Consider the following 20,890-nt stretch of genomic DNA (forward strand, 5'->3'; position numbering starts at 1 on the left):
CACGATGTGAAATCCGTGTGAACTGATTTCAGAGGGCGCCCCTTGCCGGGTAGAGGCGCGCCTGTGACAATGAAGGCGTTCTGCCCAGTCATCAGACCCCGCTCGAGATTGGCAGTTGCCAAAAACATCCCCGCCCGATGCAAGTGGCGATCCCATCTACGGAACATCCCATCCCTCACAATCATTCAACTATTTCAGCGCGGACAGCCCCTACAACGGTGATGGCGGCTGCTCCCACCGAGGAGAACCTTTGAACAAGAAAGTCATGCTCATCAATGCCACGGATCCCGAAGAGATCCGGGTGGCAACCCTGGTCGATGGAGGACTCTCGGATTTCGATATCGAGTTCGTCCATAACGAGAAGATCAAGGGCAATATCTACAAGGCCAAGGTGGTCCGTGTGGATTCCAGCCTCCAGGCTGCCTTCATCCACTACGGTGGCCAGAAGAACGGCTTCCTCCCCATCGGGGAATTGCCCAGGGATCTGGTAAGCGCCGACGGTCGCCGAGGCCGCATCCAGGACCTGCTCCACAAGGATCAGGAGATCATGGTCCAGGCCGTGCGCGAGGAGCTGGGCTCCAAGGGCGCCATGATGACCGCCCAGATCAGCCTTCCGGGCCGCTACCTGGTGCTGACCCCCGGCAACCCCATGAATGGCATCAGCCGCAAGATCGAGAGCCGGGAAGAGCGTGAGCACTTCAAGAAGCTCATCGATGAGCTGGAGATCCCCAAGAACTTCGGCGTCATCGTCCGCACTGCTTCCCTGGGCGTCACCAAGGATGACTTCCAGCGGGATCTGGAGTTCCTCCTGGACACCTACAAGGAAGTGCAGCACCGCTACAAGCACCGGCAGGGCGCAGGACTGGTCTGGCAGGAAGACGATGTGGTCACCCGAACCCTGCGCGACGCCTTCAGCGCCGATATGGAAGAGGTCCACATCGACGATCTGGAGACCTTCCACGCCGCCCAGGGCTTCTTCAAGCGCACCATGCCCCAGCACGCCCATGTGCTCAAGCACTACGTCGGCAAGAAGCCCCTCTTCTCCAAGTACCAGACCGAGGAGCAGATCGACCGCATCTACGGCCGCAAGGTGAACCTCCCTTCCGGCGGCGCCCTGGTGATCGACCAGACCGAGGCCCTGGTGGCCATCGACGTCAACTCCGGCAAGACCAGCGGCGAAGGCGTGGAGGACATGGCCTTCAAGACCAACATGGAGGCCGCCGAGGAGGCTGCCCGCCAGTTGCGCCTCCGCGATCTGGCCGGTCTGGTGGTCATCGACTTCATCGACATGAAGCGGGACACCAATAACCGCCTGGTGCAGGAGCGCCTGGTGGAGTGCCTGCGCGAGGACAAGGCTCGCATGGAAGTGGGCAAGATCAACCGCTTTGGCGTCCTGGTCATGACCCGTCAGCGCATCCGTCCCTCCATCCAGAACGTGACCCACGAGAACTGCCCCGTCTGCCAAGGCTCCGGCAAGGTCAAGAACCTGGAATCCCTGGTGCTCAGCGTAGTGCGTCGCCTCAAGTCCCTCCTGAGCAAGGAGGGTGTCGAGGAGGTCCGCGTCAAGCTGGCTCCGGTGATCGCCATGGCCGTGCTCAACCAGAAGCGCAAGGATCTGGCGGAACTGGAAGAGACCCACGAGACCCGCATCATCATCCTGGCTGATGCCGAAATGCTCTACGGCGAGATGGCCGCGGAGATCGAGCGCAAGGACGAGGAAGCTGCCGAGAAGCCGACCGCCCCCAGCCGCCCCGAACGGGTCCGGGACATGGAGGATGAGACGGTGGTGCTGGGTGGAGACTCTCCCATCTCCTTCGAGAAGGCCCTGGATGAGCCTGCCCCCGCGCCCAAGCCCTCCGCCATCGAGCGGGGTGCCGACTACAAGTACGATCGCCGGGATGCCCAGAAGGCCGCACTGGAGGAGCGGGATCGTCTCCGTGCCCTCTTCGAAAGCGCCAAGCCCGAAGATGAAGCCGGGGATTCCGGGGAGGCCGCAGCCCCCAAGGCCGAGTCCTCAGGCCGTCGCCGTGGGCGCCCCGCTCGCAAGCCCGCGCCTGCGGTGGAAGCTGCCACCACCGTCGAAACGCCTGTGGCCCCCAAGCCTGAGCCGGAAGTGAAGGCTGTGGAAGTGAAGGCTGTGGAAGTGAAGGTCGTCCAGGTGGAAGCCGCTCCGGTGGCCCCGGCCCCCATGCCGGTTCTGGATGTGGCCAGCCTCATCACCCCGCTGCCCCGTCCCAAGAAGTTGGGCGCAGGAAGCCCCGCTCCGGCCCCTGCGGAACCCGCCGCCGAGGCTGCTGCTCCCGCCAAGAAGCGGGGCCGTCCCCGGAAGGTGACGGAGGTGGAAGCTCCTGTCCCCGCTGAGCCCGTGGCCGAAGCCCCCAAGAAGGCGGCGCCCCGTGGCCGCAAGAAGGTTGAGGAAAAGGCTGAGAAGCCCGTCGAACCGAGCACCGAAAAGCCCTCCAAGCCTGTCAGGCGGCCCAAGGCCAAGGCCTGATCCCTAGAAGGGACGATTTCATGCACCTCCACTGGCTGGCTCCCATCGCCGCCGCAGCCACCCTCCTCGGAGGGTGGCTGGTGGTCCGGTTCCTTCGCGGGAAGGCCAGCCTCATGCGGCACAACTCTGGGTTGGCTGGCACTCCGCATCTACAGCGCGTGATGCCTTGATCCGATCAGCTCTTCTCTGTGTCATTGCTGGCGGCCTGGGGGCCCAGAGTCTCCCTTCGCTGCCCCCGTTCCCCATGCCCCAGACCACTCCGTCTCCTGCGGAGCTGGTTCCCATGCGCCCGTTCAACCCCCAGGATGGGCTTTCCAACCACCTCCCCTTCCGCTGGCGGGGCGACAAGGTCACGGAAAAGTTCGACTCCTGGGACCTGGAGACCGGGGCGATCCAGACCGACTCCATCCTTCTGGTGGCGGACCGCATCCATTACACACCCTCCACCGACGAGATCGTTGCCGAGGGACACATCCGCATGGAGGCGCCTGGGCTCCGACTTCGTTGCGAGCGCCTGAAGATGGATTGGCGGAAGCAGGTGGGAGAGGCCCAGGCACTGCTCCTGGAGATTCCTCCCACCTGGTCCCTCAGTTCAAGGCAGGTCTCCTTCACTTCCCTGCGCCATTGGGAATTCGAAAAGGTGGAGGTCTCCCCCTGTCCCGAGGAGAGGCCCGGCTGGAAAGCCATGGTCTCCAACCTCAAGGTGGATCTGGAGGGTTATGCGACCATGCAGAACCTCTGGCTCTGGATCAAGGACGTACCCACCCCCTACTACATGCCTTGGATCATGTACCCCGCCAAGTCCCAGCGAACACCCGGTCTCCTGCCTCCCAATATCCGATACGGGGGCGCCACGGGGTGGGCTCTCAGCATCCCCTACTACCAGACCTTCGGGGACACCGTGGATGCCACATTCTCGCCGGAGTACTACTCCAAGCAAGGCACCATGTGGGGCGGCGAGTTGCGGTGGAGCCCGGAACCGACCCATCAGGGCAGCTTCCAGGGCCGGGCCATCCACCAGACGAGTGATGGCGAGAACCGGTACCGCTACTCCCTTAAGGAACTCTGGCAGCGCGAAGACGGGTGGCAGTTCTCGGCAGATATCAATCAGGCTTCGGACACGCTCCTGGAATCGGATTACGGGAGCGGCATTGTCACTGCTCAGCAGGCCAACTACGACAGTTCTGTCTTCGTCGGCAAGAACTTCTCCTGGGCCAGCTTCAATCTGGTCGCCTCGGAGCAGAAGAGCTTCTTCACGGAATCTGACGCATTCTATAGTTCAGAGTTTCCCAATTCACTAAAAAAGCAAACACTTCCTGAAATACAGGCACGTCTCTTCCCCATCTCTGCAGGTCGCTTCTACCTTGACGGGGGTGTCCGAGTGGGCCAGATGGCCTACCGCCTGGATCTTGGAGATGATCTCCCTGAACCTTCCTACCGATGGAACCGGGAGGATATCTTCACCCGCCTCCAGGGGCGCATCGGGCAGTTCGGGCCCTTCCGGACCGACCTCCAGCTCCAGGGGCGTTTCACCCATTACAGCGCCACCCTGCACAACTCGGTCTTCGACACCTCCATCTCAAATGGTGGATTTCTCGACCCGGCTCAGAGCGCCGCCTTCAATCCCATGTGGGTGGATGGCGATTCAGCCAACCGCCTCCTGGGATCCGGCCGGATCCAGCTTTCAGGCCCTCCCCTGGGACGCACCTTCGAGAACCTGAAGCTCATGGGCTTCAGCGGGGATCTCAAGCATGTCCTGGAGCCTTTCGTCGCCTTCACGGAAACCACGGACTACGATCAGGCGGGCAGGGTGCCCCGCTTCGACGAAGTCGATTCCCGTCCAGGCGTGGCAGGCAGTGCCATGGGCGAAAGGAGCCTGGAGTTCGGCATGAAGCACCACCTCCTGGGGCGTCCGGGAAAGGGGAGCGACTACCTGGATCTGGTGCGCTGGAGGATCTCCACCAAATACCACTTCCAGCCCATCATCCTTTCGGATGGGCGGATCGAGAGCGGGTGGGGCTCCATCGACAATGATCTCGACATCGAGCCCAACGATCGCCTGCGCATCAGCTTCCGGCGCTCCGCCGCGCTGAGCGAAGGCTCCGGGGACAACTCCCTGTCGGCGGAATACAAGACCGGGGACGGAAGCCGCCTCAATCTGGCCCTGTTCTCCACGGCCATCAGTCCATTCCTGGTGCGCCAGCGGGGCATCCAGGCCGGGGGCATGCATCGCTTCATGGATGACCGCCTTCGTCTGGAATTCACAGCCAACTATGACCTGGCCCTCAAGAAGCTTTCCACGGGACAGGTGGTTCTGGCCTATGTCACCCCGTGCATCGCCACGAACCTGAAGTTCTCCCGCACATCCCTCAACGCCACCAGTTCGGTAAGCCGTGAAAATCGCCTGGAACTGGGTTTCACCCTCAGGAATCTGGGAGACTTGGTGACATGGAGCATCTTCTGAGGAAGGCCTGGCTTCTGGAACTGCGGGAGCCTACGCCGGACTTCATGGCGGTCTATGCCCGGAGAGTCAAGACAGGAGGGCAGGATACAGCCCTGAAGGAACTGGTGGAACGCCTACCACTTTCAGGCCCCGCCGCCCTGCGATCAGCCCAGGGCTTGATGGTGCTGCGGGCCATCCTGCTCCTGGCTCCCTGGCTTGAGGTGCCTTCCCTGCACGGCATGCTGGCGGCCCACGCCCTGGGATTGGCCACGGGACCCGCAGCCAACGTGCCTGAGGCATCCTCTGGGGCCGAGACCTATGCATCTCTGCGGACCCGAGTGTCACCGGACATGGCCAGCACCGGCATCAAAGGCATCCTGGCCCACCAGATGGAGGATCTGGCCAGTCGTCTGGGGCTGGGAGCGGGGCTCCTGCCGCTCCTCCAATCCATCTGCGCCGCCCTTCCCGCCGATCTCTACTGGCACCAGCGGGCATTGAAGCGCCTGAAGGGTCCTGCGCCCCAGGCGCCTTCGGGGGATCCCGTCCGCGTAATCTGCGAGGGGAGCCTTGTGGCGGTCCTGGATCTCTTCGGAAGCATGGTCAGGAGAGGCGAGCCCGTCCTGGGATTCCTGGCGGAAGCGGCATCCCGCAAACTGCTGGAGGCGGATCGGGGGCTTCAGGGGCGCACTTCCTGGATCTTCGCCTACCTTGCCGCCTTGGCGGGGGCTGGGCCGGCCCAGTGGCTCCAGGCCGCCGCCCTGATCCACCTCTTTCCATCGGAGGAATGGCCCGCTCTTGAGCCTGTGGACGGGGAAGCCAACCCCGGAGATCTATTGGAGGCCATTCTGGATGCCGATCCCCGCGAGGCCCGCCGCACGGCGCTCCAGGTATTGGGCCGAGTGGCTCCGACGGACCTCATGCCCATCCTGGCCGAGGCCGTTGCGGCCAGTGACCCCATGAACGATGGTGGCCACCGCCTCCTGGCCACCGCTGCGGTGGCTGAGCTCCTGCCCCGGCTGGACCGCACTTCACAGACCTGGATTGTCCTTGCCCTTGCCACCAGCCTCGCCGCCACACAAACCAGCGGGGACCAGGTGGAGATGGGAAAGAGGGCCTGGAATAGGGTTGTATAGATTCTGTATATTTGCCCTTTTTTGACCACTTGAACTCATGAATATCGACGATTATTCAGATTCCATAAAAGCTTGTCGATAGTCCCCTCACCGAGGAAGCATCCTCTGGAGGGAATCATGCGCGAAATTCTTCTTCCCGCACTGTTGTCGATCATTGCTTCAGGCGCTTCATTCGCGTGGGGTGAAGCGGGCGTTCTGCAGCAGGAGTTGCGGGTCGGGATGTCGAATGCATTGAGTGGGCCTGCGGCCCAATTGGGCTCCCGGTTGAAGGTCGGCGTGGACGTCTATTTCAACAAGGTGAACACCGCCGGTGGCGTGAACGGAAGGAAGATCAAGCTGATCAGCTACGACGATGCCTATGAGCCGGGCAAGTGTGTGGCCTACACCGCGAAGCTCCTCGAGAGCGATAACGTCTTCGCACTGCTTGGCTACGTGGGGACGCCGACCTCCTCGGCCGTCCTTCCCCTCGTGACCGAGTCCCGGGTTCCCTTCGTGGCTCCCTTGACCGGGGCGGATTCTTTCCGGAGTCCCGTTAAGAATTGCGTCTACAACGTTCGGGCCTCCTATGCGGACGAGACGGAATACCTGGTGGAGCATCTGACCAAGGACCTGGGGATCAAAAGAATCGGCATCATGGTCCAGAACGACTCCTTTGGGGCCGCTGGAGAGGAGGGTGTCCTGGCTGCCCTCCGCCGACGCTCCATGAGTCTCCAGGGGAAGGGCACCTTCAAGCGGAATACAGAGGATGTCGGTGCGGGACTGGCCAAATTGCAGGAGGCGCAACCCGAGGCCGTCGTCCTGATCGGAACCTACCAGTCTCTGGCCGCAGTCGTGAAAAAGGCCAAGACCGACCACTTCAAACCCACGTTTGCGACCATCTCCTTCGTCGGAACGGAATCCTTGGTCCAGGCTCTGGGTGCCGATGGCGATGGCGTCTACATCTCCCAGGTCATGCCCTCACCCGTTGACGCCAGGGTGCCACTGATCGCAGCCTATCAGAAGGACATGAAGGCCGCAGGGGAGAACCTTGATTACGGCAGCCTGGAGGGATATGTGAATGCCGCCGTCTTCGTGGAGGGCCTCAAGAAGTGCGGTGCCAACCCGACCCGCGAAGCCTTCCTGGCCGCCATGGATGCCCTCCAGATAGACCTGGGAGGTGTGAACGTCCACTACACCCCCAGCAACCACCAAGCCTTGAAAAAGGTTTATGGCGTCAGGATCCAGGCAGGGAAGGCAGTCCCTGTCGAGGTGTTCAACTAAACCTCGAAAACAAGAAACAATTCATACACTGTCACACGGGCGGATCACCTGGGAGGGGCCCCATCTCCGCTTGTGGATGTTCTAATAATATAGATGGGCTCATATTTTCCAGCGGGCTCTGGCGGAATGAGTTTGGTTTCGATCTTGGAGACACCCGATTTCTGGAGCTCGGAACGCATAACCATGAATCGTTTTTCTCTAAGGGAGGGCGTGATTCCAGGATTTGCGGGGCAGGCGAGTACCCATACCCCGTCCTTGCCCCAGGAGGCTGTCCACGCTTTGAGCTTCTTCAAAGCTCCAGGGGATAGACTTGCATCCTTCTTGATGAAGAAGATGGTCTCGCGCCTGGACTCGGGCTTGCTCGGGGTGGGGCCCGGAGTGGGAACCGGCATGCTCGCGACGGGGCGGGGTGTGACCGGAGTGGGGTTGGGCTTGGGTCTGCCTTGGCAGCCTGAGATGGACAGAGCAAGGAGGCCGACTGCGACCGAAAATACGTGAACATGCAACCGCTCGCCCATCCGTAATGCTCCTTGATTAATCAATCGTGGCATAACGGACTGATGTGGGCAAACGGATACCCGACTACCGCCTATAAACACCTGTTCCATTGCATGTCTTGCAGTCGATCTCGACCTGGAGACTGCCCTTGCACTTCTTGCAGTCCATCTTCAGGGCGCCGACACCAGAACACCTGGAACAGGGGGTAGAAAACGCCAGTTGAGTCTTGTGCCCCTTGCAGCGAGGGCATTGTGTGCCATCCGCCAGCACGCCCTTGCCTTCACAACGAGCGCATGGGCCCGCTTTCTGGGAATAGGTCCCGGATCCGGAACATTTCCGGCACTTCACGGTGACGGCTCCCTGGCCCCTGCAGAAGTCGCAATCGACGATCATGTGACCAGTGCCGTCGCATCTCAGGCACTTGACGCCGGGATCTTCAGGTCGCTCCCCGGCAGGGATGGGTTGCGTTCCAGCGTCCGTCTTCTTCTCGATGGCGGGCCCTTCCTGAACGCTGGCATCAGGCATCTCAGCCGCTTTTCTCAGGATGATCTTTTCCAGCTTCTTCCTCTTTTCCACTTCGCGCTTTCGCTTGTCAGCCTGAGCCTTTGTCTTTGCCACTGAGTTCCTTTCGGTAGAGGACATTCAAAGAATAGCGGAGATTGTAAAATTATTAATTAATTACAAGATACTTCACACAAGACCTCGGCATCCTGCGACTTTTCCATGGGATTGTGCCTGGGATGCGCGCCTCTGGAGCTGCCGTCCCGGGAAATCCATTACAGCGATTGCTGGTGCTCCAGCTATACAGCCAAATGGATAGGCTCAAAGAGTGCGAAAGCAAGGAAAATCGCCCCCTACCGCACCGCCACCACCGATCGGGCCTCCGGTTCCATCTCATCCCCGGCATAGCCCACCCGCTCAAGGAAAAGGCCGGAAGAAGGCGCCGCCTTTTCGGACCAGTAGAGGGTGGCTTCGGGACCAGGTTGTTCCAGATCCTGGCGGAGCTGCTCCAGTTTTTCGCGGCCGAGGGCGCACTGGACGGCGGCTCCCACCATGCGGCGCACTTGGCGCCGCAGGAAGTGACCGGCGGTGATCCGAAGCAGGATCAGGTCGCCCTCCCTTGCGCACTGGCAGGAGCGCACATGGCCCTTGGGGCTTTCCCCGGGTTCCAGATCGGCGTAGGCGCTGAAGTCGTGAACCCCCTCGAAGCTGGACCAGGCCTGCTGGAGCTTATCCAGGGAGAGCGGGGCCTTGACCCACCAGACGTAGGGCTTGGCGAAGGCGCTTCGCCGCAGGGCGATCTGGTAGACGTAGGTCCGGAAGGTGGCATCGTGACGGGCATGGAAGGAGGCGGGGCAGGGGACGATCTCCCGGATGGCGATATCAGCAGGCAGACCTTCGTCAAAGATCCGCCGCAGCTCCGCAGGCCGGGGAGCCGGGGCCGCCAAGTGGAGGTGGGCCACCTGACCGGCGGCGTGAACCCCTCCATCGGTGCGTCCGGAACCCGTCAGGTTGAGCACACGCAGGCCCCCCTGGTGCAGCACCCGCTCCAGGGTGCCTGCCACGGTGCGCACGCCCTGGGCGGACTGCTTTTCGCCTTGCTTCTGCCAACCCTGGTAGCGGGACCCATCGTATTCAAGAAGGATCCGGTAGGCCGTGCGTTCTGGCCCCTTGCCGGGCTTGGGTTTTCCTGTGGGTTTCATGGGCCTTCCGGCAGAATACGGCTGATTTCCTGGAGGAAAAGATCCGGGTCGTGGATGGGTTTGGAGATGTAGTGCTCGGCTCCGGTTTCCGCGATGAAGCGCTCCCGGTCGCCGAACATGGCGTGGGCCGTGGCCAGCATCACAGGCACCTTGGCTGTGGCGGGGTTCTGTTTGAGGAGGCGGGTGATGAAGACACCGTCCACCTTTTTCCCGTCATAGACCGAGTGACTCAGGCTGATGTCCATGATGATGGCGGAAATATCTCCCGACTGTGCAAGGCTCAGGATTTCCTCCACGTCCTCCGAAACGGCAACTTCGTAGCCCCCCTTGCGGACCAGTACTACCGACATGAATTTCACATTTATTGGATCATCCTCGACGATCAGGATCTTTCTGGGCATGACTGGCCTCTATACGGGAGATTCTACGCTGCCTCAGCGCTCGCACCAGCCCTCCAGTTCATTCAGGACATCATCGGGAATGGCCAGGGAGCCGCGACCGGTCCCGAGACTGATGCCGGGTTTGGTGGCGCCGTGGTAATCGCTTCCTCCGCTCCGGGCCATGTCCAGTTCCAGAGCAAGTTTCAGGAAGTAGCGCTCTTCCGTGGGGCTGTAATCGGCGTAATAGGTTTCAAATCCGCAGATCCCCATGGCCTTGAGGTCGGCCATGGCTTGGTCCCAGCGGAAGTTCCGGTTGGCTGAGCGCCCGGGATGGGCCACCACCGGTACCCCCTTGGCCTCCCGGATCCAGCGGCAGGCTTCCGCTGGTTGCAGTTCCTGAAATGGGACATGGCCGGGGCAACCCTCGCCGATGATGCGCTTGAAGGCGTCCTGGGGGCTTCCGGCAAAGCCGAGGCGATGCAGCGCCCTGGCGAAGTGAGCCCTTGATACCAGTTCTGCTCCGGCATGGGATTTCACATCCTCCCAGTCCATCTGGATGCCGATATCCCCGAGTCGCTCCATCATCCTGCGATTCCGCTCCTCTCGTCGCCGACCCAGCCCGAGGACCCGCTCATGCAACTGTTCGTCCTGGAGATCCAGGAAGAGGCCGAGGATATGGAGTTCCATGCCGATGAATCGGCAACTCAGCTCGATGCCCGGGATCAGGCGGGTGGAGCATTTGGGCTGACAGGCCATGAAGGTTGGCAATCCGGCCAGGGTGTCGTGATCCGTGAGTGCCAGGGCTTTGAGCCCCTGGGTGTGGGCCGCCTGGGCCAAAGCGGAAGGCGAATCGGTTCCATCCGAGTAGAGGGAATGGCAGTGCAGATCAATCACGGGGCCTTCTTTTCTTGGGGTATTGTTGTCAAGGCAAGGCATAAGGAGGTAAGCATGCTGTCGTTCCTGCTCACAGCCGGTCTGTGTTTCGTATCCACCAACGAGCCACCTTCCCATGAAGAGGCTACCAAGGTCGTGGTGAAGGAGGGGACACGGACCAGTTCCAAGGCTGTAAAGCACAGCCCCGCAGTGCCGGAGGAGAGGGCGAAGACTGAGAAGGCTGAAGGGGCCGAGGAAGCTCCCAAGACGCTCCCCAAACCCGTCCGGCGGGTCGTTCGCAAGCCCAAGCCCATGCACGCTCCTGCAACCCTGGCGGCCTCAGAGGCCGTGCAACAGAGGCTGATGCTGGACAATGTCAAGCTCCAGCAGGAAGTGGCCCAGGCCCAGATGCGGGTCCTCCTCGAAAACCCCATCCTGACCCCCGACGCTGCCCTGGCCGAACTGGTGGCCGGAAACAAGCGGTTCATGGACGGAAAACGGGTGCGCTCCCTGATGAGCAACCAGGACCCCGCTGTCCGGGACAGCCTGATCAAGGGACAGGCTCCCTTTGCCGTCATCATCACCTGCTCTGATAGCCGTCTATCGGACAACCTGATCTTCGATCAGGGTCTGGGGCGGCTCTTCACGATCCGCGAGGCCGGCAACTGCCCCGATATCCAGGGGCTGGCCAGTGTGGAATACGCTGTGGAGCACCTGGGTTCCAAGCTGGTGGTGGTACTGGGGCACACGGCCTGCGGGGCGGTGAAAGCCGTCAAGGAGGCCCATGGCAAGCCCATGCCCGGTAATCTCTGGTCCCTCCAGGCCGCCATGGCCGGGATTGAGACGGAGATCCACGAGGATCCCAACGAAACCCCGACCGAACATCTGCGCCGCATGGAGCGGGGTAACGCCCTCCGTCAGGCCAGGATCATCATGGACCGCAGCGAAATCGTGCGACATCTCGTGGCCGCAGGCAAGGTGAAGGTCCTGCCCGCCCTCTACGATCTCTCCACAGGCCGGGTCACCTTCATGGATCTCCCCGCGGAGGCTCCTGCGGGGCACCACTAGCGGTCTGCTACACTCGATAGATTCAGTCGAGGATTCATGCGCGGACGTTCCAGGGGCCAGGTCATTGTTGTGCGGGTTGATCACCCATGATGCTGCGTCCCTGGTGTCTGCGCCGAGCCGTGGCGTCCGGCCCGGTGGCCTGGGGGCGCCTGGCCCGGGAGTGGAGCCTCCCGGAAGATCTGGCCCGTCTGGCCTGGCTGCGGGGCGCGGATCATCCTGAGGACTTGGCCTGGCGCCTGGATCCCGCCTGGGAGCGCAGCTACGACCCATTCCTGATGACTGGGATGGGAGAAGCGGTGGCCCGGGTCCGGCAGGCCGTGGCGGCTATGGAGCCCATCCTGGTCTATGGCGACTACGATGCCGATGGCGTCACGGCCACGGCCCTCCTGGTGCGCGTGCTGGAACGGATGGGGGCCGCGGTTTCCTTCTTCATTCCCAATCGGTTCAGTGACGGCTACGGTCTCCACCTGGACTGCATCCGGCAGTTGGCGGATGCAGGCAAACGCGGGCTCTTCATTTCCGTAGACTGCGGGGTCAACTCCTGTGCCGAGGTCGCAGCCAGCCGGGAGTGGGGCATCGACTGGATCATCACGGACCACCACGCCATGGGTGAGGAGCTGCCTGCTGCCCGGGCTGTGCTTCATCCTGGGCGGGGGAACTTCCCCAATACCCATCTGTCAGGGGTGGGCGTGGCTTTCAAGCTGGCCCAGGCACTCATGGACGCAGTGCCCTTCCCGAGGGGGGGCGATGCGGCCTTTCTTGATGGACTTCTCAAGCTGGTGGCCCTGGGCACGGTGGCCGATATGGTGCCCCTGCAGGGGGAGAACGCCCTGCTGGTGCGCCGGGGCCTCGCGGCCCTGAACGGAGCCAATGCCCCTGGACTGGCGGCCCTGCTGCGAACTGCCAAGGTCGAGGGCAGGGTCAAGGGGCAGGATCTGGCCTTCAACGTGGCCCCACGGCTCAATGCTGTGGGGCGGCTGGGCGGAGCGGAGGATGCCGTGCACCTGCTCCTCTGCCGGGATGCCAAGGAGGCCGCCACCCTGGCGGAACAGGTCGAGAAGCTGAATGCCGAGCGCCGCACCATCCAGGACGAACTGATGCAGCGCCTGCCCTCACCGGGGGCCGAAGCCTTCGACTTTGTCCTGGATCCGGAGGCCCACAAGGGCGTGATCGGGGTGGTGGCCGGGAACCGGATGCGGAACTTCGCCCGTCCCTCGGCGGTCTGCACGCTTATGGATGGCGTGGCCCACTGTTCCCTGCGGGCTCCCGAGGGCTACAACCTCAGCGAGATCCTGGATCAGGCCCGTCCCTTCCTGATCTCTGGTGGAGGACACCGTCTGGCCGGGGGCATGACCTTCGAGGCGGCCAAACTTCCCTTCGTCCGGAAGGTTTTCGAGCGGGGAGCCGCTGAGCAATCGATCGTCATCGGCGTTCCTCCCCTGGATACGGATGGCGGTCGTCTGGACCTGGTTCCCCGAGCGGAGGAACTGGAGCGCCTGGAGCCCTTCGGCCAGGGCTTCCCCACCCCTCTGGTGGTGGTTGAGGGAGCGTTGCAGGCTCCGCCGAACTTCTTCAAGGACCGGCACTGCAAGCTGCGCCTTGGGGGCGCAGGTGAACCTCTCACCTGGTTCTCCTGCGAGCATGACCTGGAGGTGGGCTCCTTCCAACGCTTGGCGGTGTCCCCCATGGACTCGGCCCGCTGGGGGCGGAGCTGGAAGGTGGAAACCCCCGTGGCGGCTGGGGTGGAATCATGAGGCCTCAGGTTCTGATGAGCGTCCGGCTCCGCCTGTGGCGGGTCATGGGTTACGGCCTGGTGATCGGTGTCGTGGGGTATACGGGGTTTCTGGCGGCCGTCAGTGGGGGCAAGGGCCGCAAGAACAGCGAAATCGCATCGGTCCAGGGGAGTCGACAGCGCATCGGCCGCCTTGGCACCATCACCGAGCAGCTCGACAATGGCCGTTTCATTCTCAAATACGATACGGTGACCGGGGATGAGAACGCCCTCCACCTGGAAAAAGTGGATGGAACCATGGAGCAGGCCCAGGAGACCTGGAAGGTCCTGGCACCCACAGCCGATCGCAAGGACAAGATCTGGACCATGAATGGCCCCGTCCGTATCGGAGCTCGCCGTCCCAGCACCTCGAGCCTCATGGGTCAGGGCGAGATGCCCGATTCCGGTCCCGCCCTGCGCTGGGACAGCGGCGTGTGGCGGGGGCTGAGTACCCTGCATTGGCAGGATCTGGAGGGCAAGGGGCGAGGGATTTGGACCCTTCCTCCCGGCTGGCAGCGGGATGTGGATGGCGGAATGACAGTAGAGAAAGGGCCTGTCCGCTGGAAGGCGACGGAACCTGGCACCCTCAAAGCTATGGAGGTCGACGCCCTGCGCCTGAGCGATGGTTTCAGTTCTGGGAAGCTCGATCATGTCAGGGCCACCCTGGAAGGAGGGAGCCTGCAAGCGGAAAGGGCGGAGATCGACCCCGCATGGATACACTGGGTCGCGCCGCTCCACTTCCAACGCGACGACGGATGGAACGGAGAGGCCAGTCAGGGGCAGGCGCCGCGGCCTGTGGAGGGACAGGCTCTCAGCCAGGTGGAGCTCAAGGACTTCAAGGCCAGGCGCAATGTGCCGAATGGCCAAGAGAGGCTTCGCTCCGATGGCGCCCGCTGGACCCAGAACGGAATCCGGCTGGAGGGGAGTGTTTGCCTGGAGCAGCCCCTGAACATCGGCACCATCTCCCTGGATGCCCCCCGAATGCTGATGCGGCAGGTCGCCGGCGGTACGGACCTGCCAGCCGCCCTCCCGCCGGGGGACATCTGGGCCGAAGGGACTGCGGTGCTCTCCTGGGGCCGACGCACTCTGAGCAGCCCCAAGATCGAGGTCCGCTACGGAAACCGGAACTGGCACATGGTGGCGCCGGTGCATGGCCGCAGTGAATTCGGCACCTTCACGGCAGGGGAGGGCAGGGGAACGCCGGAACGCTGGGAGTTCACGGGACCCATCCGGGGTGACCTTAGCGACGGCGGCACCCTGCGCGGCAACCGTCTACTCTGGGAGCAGGCACGGTGGACTCTGGAAGGGGGGCCAGCCACCCTCCAGCGCTTCCAGCAGCGGATCAGCGGTCCCCGCCTCGTCCGCCTTGGCGACGTGAGCACCTTCCCGGATGGCCTCAACGGGACTCTCTCCGGTGCCGAGGGTGATTATGTGCTCCGGGCGGATAAGGGCGAGGTGACCCCCACCGCCGTGACCCTTACGGGCCGGGTGGATTGCCGGGGACAGGGCTGGAAGCTCTCCTGCGGGAGGGCCGTGCTCCACCTGGGGCCCGGCAATACGGTCAAACGGATCACGGCGTCGGGCGCGGTCACCCTCCGGGGTTCCCTGGGGGAAGGCTGGGGTGAGGCCATCGAGATCGACGTCGCCACCCGGACTGCCAAATGGCAGGGGCGGGTGAGGGGACTTGCAGAGGTGCAACAATGACGAATCCGTCCCAGGTGAGCCTGAGGGCCGAGAACCTCCACAAGCGCTATGGAGACCGCTCCGTGGTCCGAGGGGTGTCCCTGGAGGTCATGCCCGGTGAGGTGGTCGGCCTCTTGGGCCCCAACGGCGCAGGCAAGACCACAACCTTCTACATGGTGGTCGGAGTGGAGGCACCGGACCAGGGCTGCATCCACTGGTGTGACCACGACATCACCACCATGCCCATGCACCGCCGGGCCAGGAAGGGGATCGGCTATCTGCCCCAGGAATCCAGTGTCTTCCGCTCCCTGACGGTCTGGGAGAACCTGATGGCCCTCGGCGAGTTCCTGCCCATGCCCAAGGCCCAGCAGAAAGAGCGCTGCGAGACTCTTCTGGAAGAATTCCATCTCCAGAAGGTTCGCAATACGGAGGGCATGAGCCTCTCTGGTGGCGAGCGCCGCCGTTGCGAGATGGCCCGGGCCCTGGTCACCAATCCCAAGATCATGCTTCTCGACGAACCCTTCGCCGGGGTGGACCCCAAGTCCGTGATGGAGATCCAGAATCTCATCGCGGATCTCAAGGCCCGCGGCATCGGGGTTCTCATCACCGACCACAACGTCCGGGAGACCTTGCAGATTGCAGACCGTGCCTATATCTTGGCGGATGGCATGATCATGAAACACGGACTTCCCAATGAGATCGCAGAGGACCCTGATATCCGCAGGGTGTACTTGGGCGACCGGTTCAGGCTCGATTAATGGCTAATTTAGGTCACGGTCTTTCCCAGCGACTCGCCCAGAGCCAGACATTGGCTCTGACGCCCGCTATGCAGTTGAAACTCAAGCTCTGGCAGATGAATCTCCTGGAGCTGAGCAATACCATCGAGCATGAACTGGAAGAGAACCCCCTATTGGAGATGGTGGAAGCTGGGGAGGAGATCCCCACCCTCGAAGCCATCGAAGAGGGTCACGATTCCCAGGTTCTGGATGCCGTCCCCACCGAGTCCGAAGAGGCTTTCGAAGCCATTGAACCCGATGCAAACCAGGAGATGAACCCCGGCAGCGATCTTGAGGGCTTTACGGAAGAAGGCGTCTCGCAGGTACAGGAAACAGATCTGGGGGCTGAGAACTCCTGGGACGCCGACCTTCCCCGCACCAGCAACCTCCCGGAGGATGAGCGGACCAGTTGGGAAGATCGCCTGGCCAACTCCGAAACGCTGCACGAACATCTCCTGAGCCAACTCTACGAGATCATGGAGGCGGATGACCCCAGGGCTCCCCTGTTGGAGCGGATCATTGATCACATCGACCCCAAGGGCTTCATGAGGTTGGACCCGGATAGCTCCGAGGAGACCCATCTTCAAGCTCTGGCCGAAGAACTGGGATTGGATGGGGCCCAACTCCGGGAACTTCTGGATATCCTCCAGGAGTTCTCGCCCAGCGGGATCGCCTGCTTCTCCGTGCAGGAAAGCCTTCTACTCCAACTCTGTCACGCGGGGGCTGAGCCCGATGACTTGGCGGTGCGGATCATCCGGGAGCACTGCGATCTTCTGTCCCTCCGGGACAATGGACGCCTCCGGAAAGCGCTGGATTGCACCAGTGAGGAGTTGGGGGACGCCTTGGCGGTGCTGCGGCATCTCCACCCGGCCCCAGGCCGGGCCTTCGACCCCGCTGGGGATAGGGTCGTCAAGCCCGACGTGGTTGTGATCAAGGGTGAGGACGGTATCTGGAAGGTCTATCTCAATGATGACGGCGTACCCAGGCTCAAGGTCAGCCCAGAGTACCGCACCTTCCTCTCCAAGTCCGAGGGCAAGGGGGACAAGGACTTCATCCGCGACAAATACCGTTCCGCCCGGGACTTCATCCGGGGGGTTGAGGATCGGAACAGGACGGTGCTCCGGGTGGCATCCTGTATTGTCGAGCTCCAGATGGAGTTCATGGAGCACGGGGTAGAGCGCCTGAGGCCCATGGTCCTTCGGGACGTGGCCGAGGCGACGGGCTTCCACGAGTCCACCATCTCCCGGGTGGTCAAGGCCAAGACGATCCACACCCCCCAGGGACTCTTCGACCTGAACTACTTCTTCAGCGCCAGCCTCGGTTCCTCATCCGGCGACGACGTCTCAGCGACGGTGGTGAAGCACAAGATCAAGAGCCTTGTGCAGGCCGAAAATCCAGCAAAACCCCTCTCGGACGAAGCGATCGCGGGCCTCCTGGAACGTGACGGAATAAAAGTTGCAAGAAGGACGGTTAACAAATACAGGGAAGAATTGAAAATTCCTCCAGCTTCCCGCCGTCGCCGCCGATAGAGGTACTGATGCAGCGGGCAAAACAGCTTCACCACTTCACTTCCGTTCATCCCCGGGCCTCCCAGGCCCCATTTCTAAGGAGTCCGCGATGAAGGTAAACTTCACCGGCCGCCATGTCGAAGTTACGGACGCTCTTCGGTCCTTCTCCCAAGAGCGCCTGGAGAAGATGGCCACGTACCTCGATGACATCATCGATGTGCACGTCACCGTCAGCGTTGAGAAGCACCGTCACCTCGCGGAGGTATCCCTCAAGACACGGACCAGCGACTTCCTTGCCAGTGCGGAAACGGACGACATGTATGCCAGCTTGGCTCAGGCCTTGGAGAAGCTGGAAACCCAAGCCCACAAGCACACGGGCAAGCGCCAGGCCAGTGTCAAACTCGTCTCCAAGGAAGCTCTGGTTGCCGTTGAGGAAGAAGAATAGAAGCCGCCACTTGAGCACGCCAAGGGCCCGGACACCGGGCCCTTTTTATTGGCTAGACTGAAGTCCAGGAGTCTTCCTTGGAACCACGCATCGCTGAACTCAAAACCGCCCTTGAGCAGGGACACCGCCTGAGCGATCAGGAAGCACTATTCCTGTGCCAGAAGGCCGAGCTTCCTGACTTAGCCATCCTGGCCACGGCCAGTCGTCAACGTCACAATAAGGGTGATGAGGTTACGTTTGTAATTGATAGGAATGTTAATTTTACAGATATATGCAACATCCACTGCACCTTCTGCGCCTTCCATCGATCACCGGGGGATGCCTCTGGCTTTGTGCTGTCCATGGACGAGCTCCGCCGGAAGTGCGAGGAAGCCAAGCGACTGGGCGGGACCGGCATCCTCCTTCAGGGGGGTGTCAATCCTGAGCTTCCCTGGACCTATTACCTGGAGATCGTGTCCTTGATCCGCCACGAACAGGGGCTCTGGGTCCACGGATTCAGCCCTGTGGAAATCCGGGCCATGGCCCGCCTGAATGGTCTAGGCCTTCAGGGAACCCTGGAGGCCTTGCGGGAAGCAGGGCTCGGAAGCCTCCCGGGGGGCGGAGCCGAGATCCTGGTGGATGGCATTCGCAGGACCATTGCTCCGCTCAAAGGGGACACCAAGGCATGGCTAGAGGTCATGGAAGAGGCTCACAAGATTGGGATGAAAACCACTGGAACCATGATGTTTGGCATTAACGAGAGCCTGGAAGACAGGATTCAGCACCTCCAGGTTCTACGGGAACAACAGGACCGAGCCCAGACCCGGGGCAATGGAGGGGGGTACACCGCCTTCGCAGCTTGGCCCTTCCAGCCAGGCAATACGGTGTGGAAGGGAAGGGTGCACACCGCCACCCATGCCGACTATCTGAGAACAATTGCTATTGCAAGAATTTACCTCGATAACTTCAAGCACATGCAAAGTTCCTGGGTCACCATGGGCGGACGCACCGGCCAGCTAGCCTTGCACTACGGTTGCGATGACATGGGTAGCCTCATGCTGGAAGAAAATGTCGTAAATGCTGCGGGAACACATTTTGAGTTCAATATCGGGGAGATGGATACCCTGATCCGCCAAGCGGGCTTCCGCCCCCGCCAGAGAGACAATGTCTACAGCCTCTTGAGCTGATTTCAGAGATGAGCCCAACCACACAGAAGCCCGACCATCGGTCGGGCTTCTGTGTGGTTGGGGAGGAAGGATTCGAACCCTCGATAGGCAGGATCAAAACCTGCTGCCTTACCACTTGGCGACTCCCCATCGCAGCGGTCAGTTTACCTAGTGTTTGTGAGGCTGTCCAGGCGGGAAGCGAGTCTAGACAGTGCCCTTGGGCGTGAATCCGAACTCCTCGACACTCAGAAGGTCAGGGCGGACCGTACTGGCCTCGCCCTTGTCGATCAGGGAGATGGCCCGATGACCCGTGGCTGCTTCATAAGCGGTCAGAATCTGTTGTTCCAGGCTCTCCCGGACCTCCTGGCTGAGGGGGTAGGCGATGTCCTTGTACGAGCCATCACGCTTGCGCTTGCTGGGCATGGCTACGAAGTAGCCGTCTTCGCCCTCAACCACCCGCATGTCCCCTACCAGGAAACAGTCATCGATCACAATGGAAATGAAGGCCCGGAGCTTCTCGTCGCCCTCCACCTTGTTGATGCGGATATCCGTCACATTGATCATGAACTTGCCTCCAGGGCGCAACCCTCAGCTTGGATGGTAACCTAGACCCCATGACCATGCCCACGACTGACCAGACCCTTGACGACTCCACACCCGAGCAGCGCCGGGATGCTGCGCTGCAAGTCCTGAAGGCTGCGTCCAGCGCTGTGGCCCTCCTTCAGGAATCCCTGGATACCCAGACCCTGGAATCGTGGACCGGACATCTACTCCGCTCCAAGGGCCGGGTGGTCCTTTCGGGCGTGGGGAAGTCCGGCCTCATCGCCCGGAAGATCTCGGCCACCTTGGCCTCCACGGGATGCCCCAGCCTTTTCATCCACCCGGGAGACGCCCTGCATGGGGACCTGGGCATGGTCACCCCGGACGATACGGTCCTCCTGCTCTCGAACAGTGGGGAGACGGAGGAGGTCCTGCGCCTTCTTCCCAGCCTTATCCGCCTGGGGGTGGAGATCGGAGCCATCACCTCCAAGGCCTCCAGCCGCCTTGGGCAGGCCGCCAAGTGGTGTTTTCCTTACCAGCTCCCCGAAGGGGAAGGGTGCCCGCTGGACTTCGCCCCCATGGCCTCCACCACGCTCCAGTTGATCTGGGGAGATATCCTGGCAGCCCATCGCATGGTTTCCAGCGGATTCACCCGGGAGCGCTTCGCCACCTTCCATCCCGGGGGGGCCCTGGGGGCCAAGCTCTTGAAGTGCTCGGACCTCATGCACACAGATGCTCCCGCCATTGTGCCTGAAGCCACCTTGACTCAATCACTTGCCGCCATGACTTCAGGCAAGTTGGGGATGACTACCGTGCTGCGGGACGGTCAGTTGATGGGCGTTGTGAGTGACGGAGATATCCGACGCGCCCTCGAACGAGCCGAGAAGTCCGGCATCAACCCGCTGAAGCTCCGGGCGGAAGACCTGATGACCCCGTCGCCGATCTCAGTGCCGCCCACCATGATGGCCATTGAAGCCTCCCGAATCTTCGAGACCCGTAAGATCACCTTCCTGATCGTGCAGGACGCCTCGGGAAAGCTCTGTGGCGTTCTGCATGTCCACGATCTCCTCGGTGCCAAAGTCATCTAATTGCTTGGCTTGAACCAAGGTTAAGCGGCTTCCGGTATGGGCCCAAGGTTACATAATATACATTATCGAAAGTTAAATCACC

18 protein-coding genes and 1 tRNA gene are annotated in these 20,890 nt (G+C 61.9%); 13 read left to right on the forward strand and 6 right to left on the reverse strand.

The window, feature by feature from the left end; translation table 11 throughout:
• Positions 1–250 precede the first annotated feature (250 nt).
• The 5 genes from HOLFODRAFT_RS18875 (at position 251) to HOLFODRAFT_RS0202250 (ending at position 7,330) form a co-directional block, all read left to right on the forward strand.
• Positions 251–2,494 (forward strand): Rne/Rng family ribonuclease, encoded by a 2,244-nt coding sequence (locus HOLFODRAFT_RS18875; protein ID WP_005032075.1) that lies wholly within the window; start codon positions 251–253, stop codon positions 2,492–2,494.
• A gap of 20 nt (positions 2,495–2,514) precedes the next feature.
• Positions 2,515–2,664 (forward strand): hypothetical protein, encoded by a 150-nt coding sequence (locus tag HOLFODRAFT_RS24725; RefSeq protein WP_005032072.1) that lies wholly within the window; start codon positions 2,515–2,517, stop codon positions 2,662–2,664.
• 113 nt (positions 2,665–2,777) lie between these two features.
• Positions 2,778–4,958: an LPS-assembly protein LptD gene (locus tag HOLFODRAFT_RS0202240; protein ID WP_005032069.1), complete on the forward strand. Its 2,181-nt coding sequence runs from the start codon at positions 2,778–2,780 to the stop codon at positions 4,956–4,958.
• Positions 4,943–6,070 carry a hypothetical protein gene (locus tag HOLFODRAFT_RS0202245; RefSeq protein WP_005032068.1) on the forward strand — a complete coding sequence of 376 codons (1,128 nt, stop codon included), beginning with the start codon at positions 4,943–4,945 and terminating at the stop codon, positions 6,068–6,070. Before HOLFODRAFT_RS0202240 ends, HOLFODRAFT_RS0202245 begins: the two co-directional genes overlap by 16 nt.
• 117 nt (positions 6,071–6,187) lie before the next feature.
• Positions 6,188–7,330, forward strand: a complete 1,143-nt coding sequence (locus tag HOLFODRAFT_RS0202250; RefSeq protein WP_005032065.1) for an ABC transporter substrate-binding protein — start codon at positions 6,188–6,190, stop codon at positions 7,328–7,330.
• 582 nt (positions 7,331–7,912) lie between these two features.
• Here the strand turns inward: HOLFODRAFT_RS0202250 and HOLFODRAFT_RS0202260 are convergent.
• The 4 genes from HOLFODRAFT_RS0202260 to HOLFODRAFT_RS0202275 all read right to left on the reverse strand — a co-directional run bounded on the left by HOLFODRAFT_RS0202260 (position 7,913) and on the right by HOLFODRAFT_RS0202275 (position 10,805).
• Positions 7,913–8,446 carry a hypothetical protein gene (locus HOLFODRAFT_RS0202260; protein ID WP_005032060.1) on the reverse strand — a complete coding sequence of 178 codons (534 nt, stop codon included), beginning with the start codon at positions 8,444–8,446 and terminating at the stop codon, positions 7,913–7,915.
• 236 nt (positions 8,447–8,682) lie between these two features.
• Complete coding sequence (locus tag HOLFODRAFT_RS0202265; RefSeq protein WP_005032058.1) at positions 8,683–9,531, reverse strand: tRNA pseudouridine synthase A; 849 nt, start codon at positions 9,529–9,531, stop codon at positions 8,683–8,685.
• Positions 9,528–9,932, reverse strand: a complete 405-nt coding sequence (locus tag HOLFODRAFT_RS0202270; RefSeq protein WP_005032056.1) for a response regulator — start codon at positions 9,930–9,932, stop codon at positions 9,528–9,530. Before HOLFODRAFT_RS0202270 ends, HOLFODRAFT_RS0202265 begins: the two co-directional genes overlap by 4 nt.
• A gap of 33 nt (positions 9,933–9,965) precedes the next feature.
• Entirely contained in the window at positions 9,966–10,805 is an 840-nt protein-coding gene (locus HOLFODRAFT_RS0202275; protein ID WP_005032054.1) for a PHP domain-containing protein, read from the reverse strand.
• Between the two features lie 54 nt (positions 10,806–10,859).
• On the opposite strand from HOLFODRAFT_RS0202275, the gene HOLFODRAFT_RS0202280 reads away from it, so the two are divergent.
• The 7 genes from HOLFODRAFT_RS0202280 (at position 10,860) to HOLFODRAFT_RS0202310 (ending at position 19,201) form a co-directional block, all read left to right on the forward strand.
• A complete protein-coding gene (locus HOLFODRAFT_RS0202280) occupies positions 10,860–11,852 on the forward strand; it encodes a carbonic anhydrase (protein WP_005032053.1) in 993 nt (330 codons plus the stop codon).
• An 86-nt stretch (positions 11,853–11,938) separates the two neighbouring features.
• Entirely contained in the window at positions 11,939–13,606 is a 1,668-nt protein-coding gene (locus HOLFODRAFT_RS18880; RefSeq protein ID WP_005032051.1) for a single-stranded-DNA-specific exonuclease RecJ, read from the forward strand.
• The gene (locus HOLFODRAFT_RS0202290; RefSeq protein WP_005032049.1) at positions 13,603–15,327 is read left to right on the forward strand and encodes a hypothetical protein; all 1,725 of its coding nucleotides are present in this window, start codon (positions 13,603–13,605) and stop codon (positions 15,325–15,327) included. The genes HOLFODRAFT_RS18880 and HOLFODRAFT_RS0202290 overlap by 4 nt, the downstream gene beginning before the upstream one ends.
• On the forward strand, positions 15,324–16,064 hold the full coding sequence (gene lptB, locus HOLFODRAFT_RS0202295) for an LPS export ABC transporter ATP-binding protein (protein WP_005032048.1): 741 nt from the start codon (positions 15,324–15,326) through the stop codon (positions 16,062–16,064). The genes HOLFODRAFT_RS0202290 and lptB overlap by 4 nt, the downstream gene beginning before the upstream one ends.
• Positions 16,064–17,611 (forward strand): RNA polymerase factor sigma-54, encoded by a 1,548-nt coding sequence (gene rpoN, locus HOLFODRAFT_RS0202300; RefSeq protein WP_005032046.1) that lies wholly within the window; start codon positions 16,064–16,066, stop codon positions 17,609–17,611. Before lptB ends, rpoN begins: the two co-directional genes overlap by 1 nt.
• A gap of 88 nt (positions 17,612–17,699) precedes the next feature.
• Complete coding sequence (gene hpf / locus HOLFODRAFT_RS18885) at positions 17,700–18,035, forward strand: ribosome hibernation-promoting factor, HPF/YfiA family (protein WP_005032044.1); 336 nt, start codon at positions 17,700–17,702, stop codon at positions 18,033–18,035.
• Positions 18,036–18,112: 77 nt separating this feature from the next.
• A complete protein-coding gene (locus HOLFODRAFT_RS0202310; RefSeq protein ID WP_005032042.1) occupies positions 18,113–19,201 on the forward strand; it encodes a CofH family radical SAM protein in 1,089 nt (362 codons plus the stop codon).
• A 54-nt stretch (positions 19,202–19,255) separates the two neighbouring features.
• Here the strand turns inward: HOLFODRAFT_RS0202310 and HOLFODRAFT_RS0202315 are convergent.
• Both HOLFODRAFT_RS0202315 and spoVG read right to left on the reverse strand, forming a co-directional pair.
• Positions 19,256–19,330, reverse strand: a tRNA-Gln gene (locus tag HOLFODRAFT_RS0202315).
• 54 nt (positions 19,331–19,384) lie between these two features.
• Positions 19,385–19,744, reverse strand: coding sequence for a septation regulator SpoVG (gene spoVG, locus HOLFODRAFT_RS18890; protein ID WP_005032039.1), 360 nt, complete (start codon positions 19,742–19,744; stop codon positions 19,385–19,387).
• A 50-nt stretch (positions 19,745–19,794) separates the two neighbouring features.
• Between spoVG and HOLFODRAFT_RS18895 the strand changes: the two genes are divergently transcribed.
• A complete protein-coding gene (locus HOLFODRAFT_RS18895; protein ID WP_005032037.1) occupies positions 19,795–20,808 on the forward strand; it encodes a KpsF/GutQ family sugar-phosphate isomerase in 1,014 nt (337 codons plus the stop codon).
• Positions 20,809–20,890: the final 82 nt, after the last annotated feature.

Origin of the sequence: Holophaga foetida DSM 6591 (assembly GCF_000242615.2) — a bacterium.
GTDB lineage: Bacteria > Acidobacteriota > Holophagae > Holophagales > Holophagaceae > Holophaga > Holophaga foetida.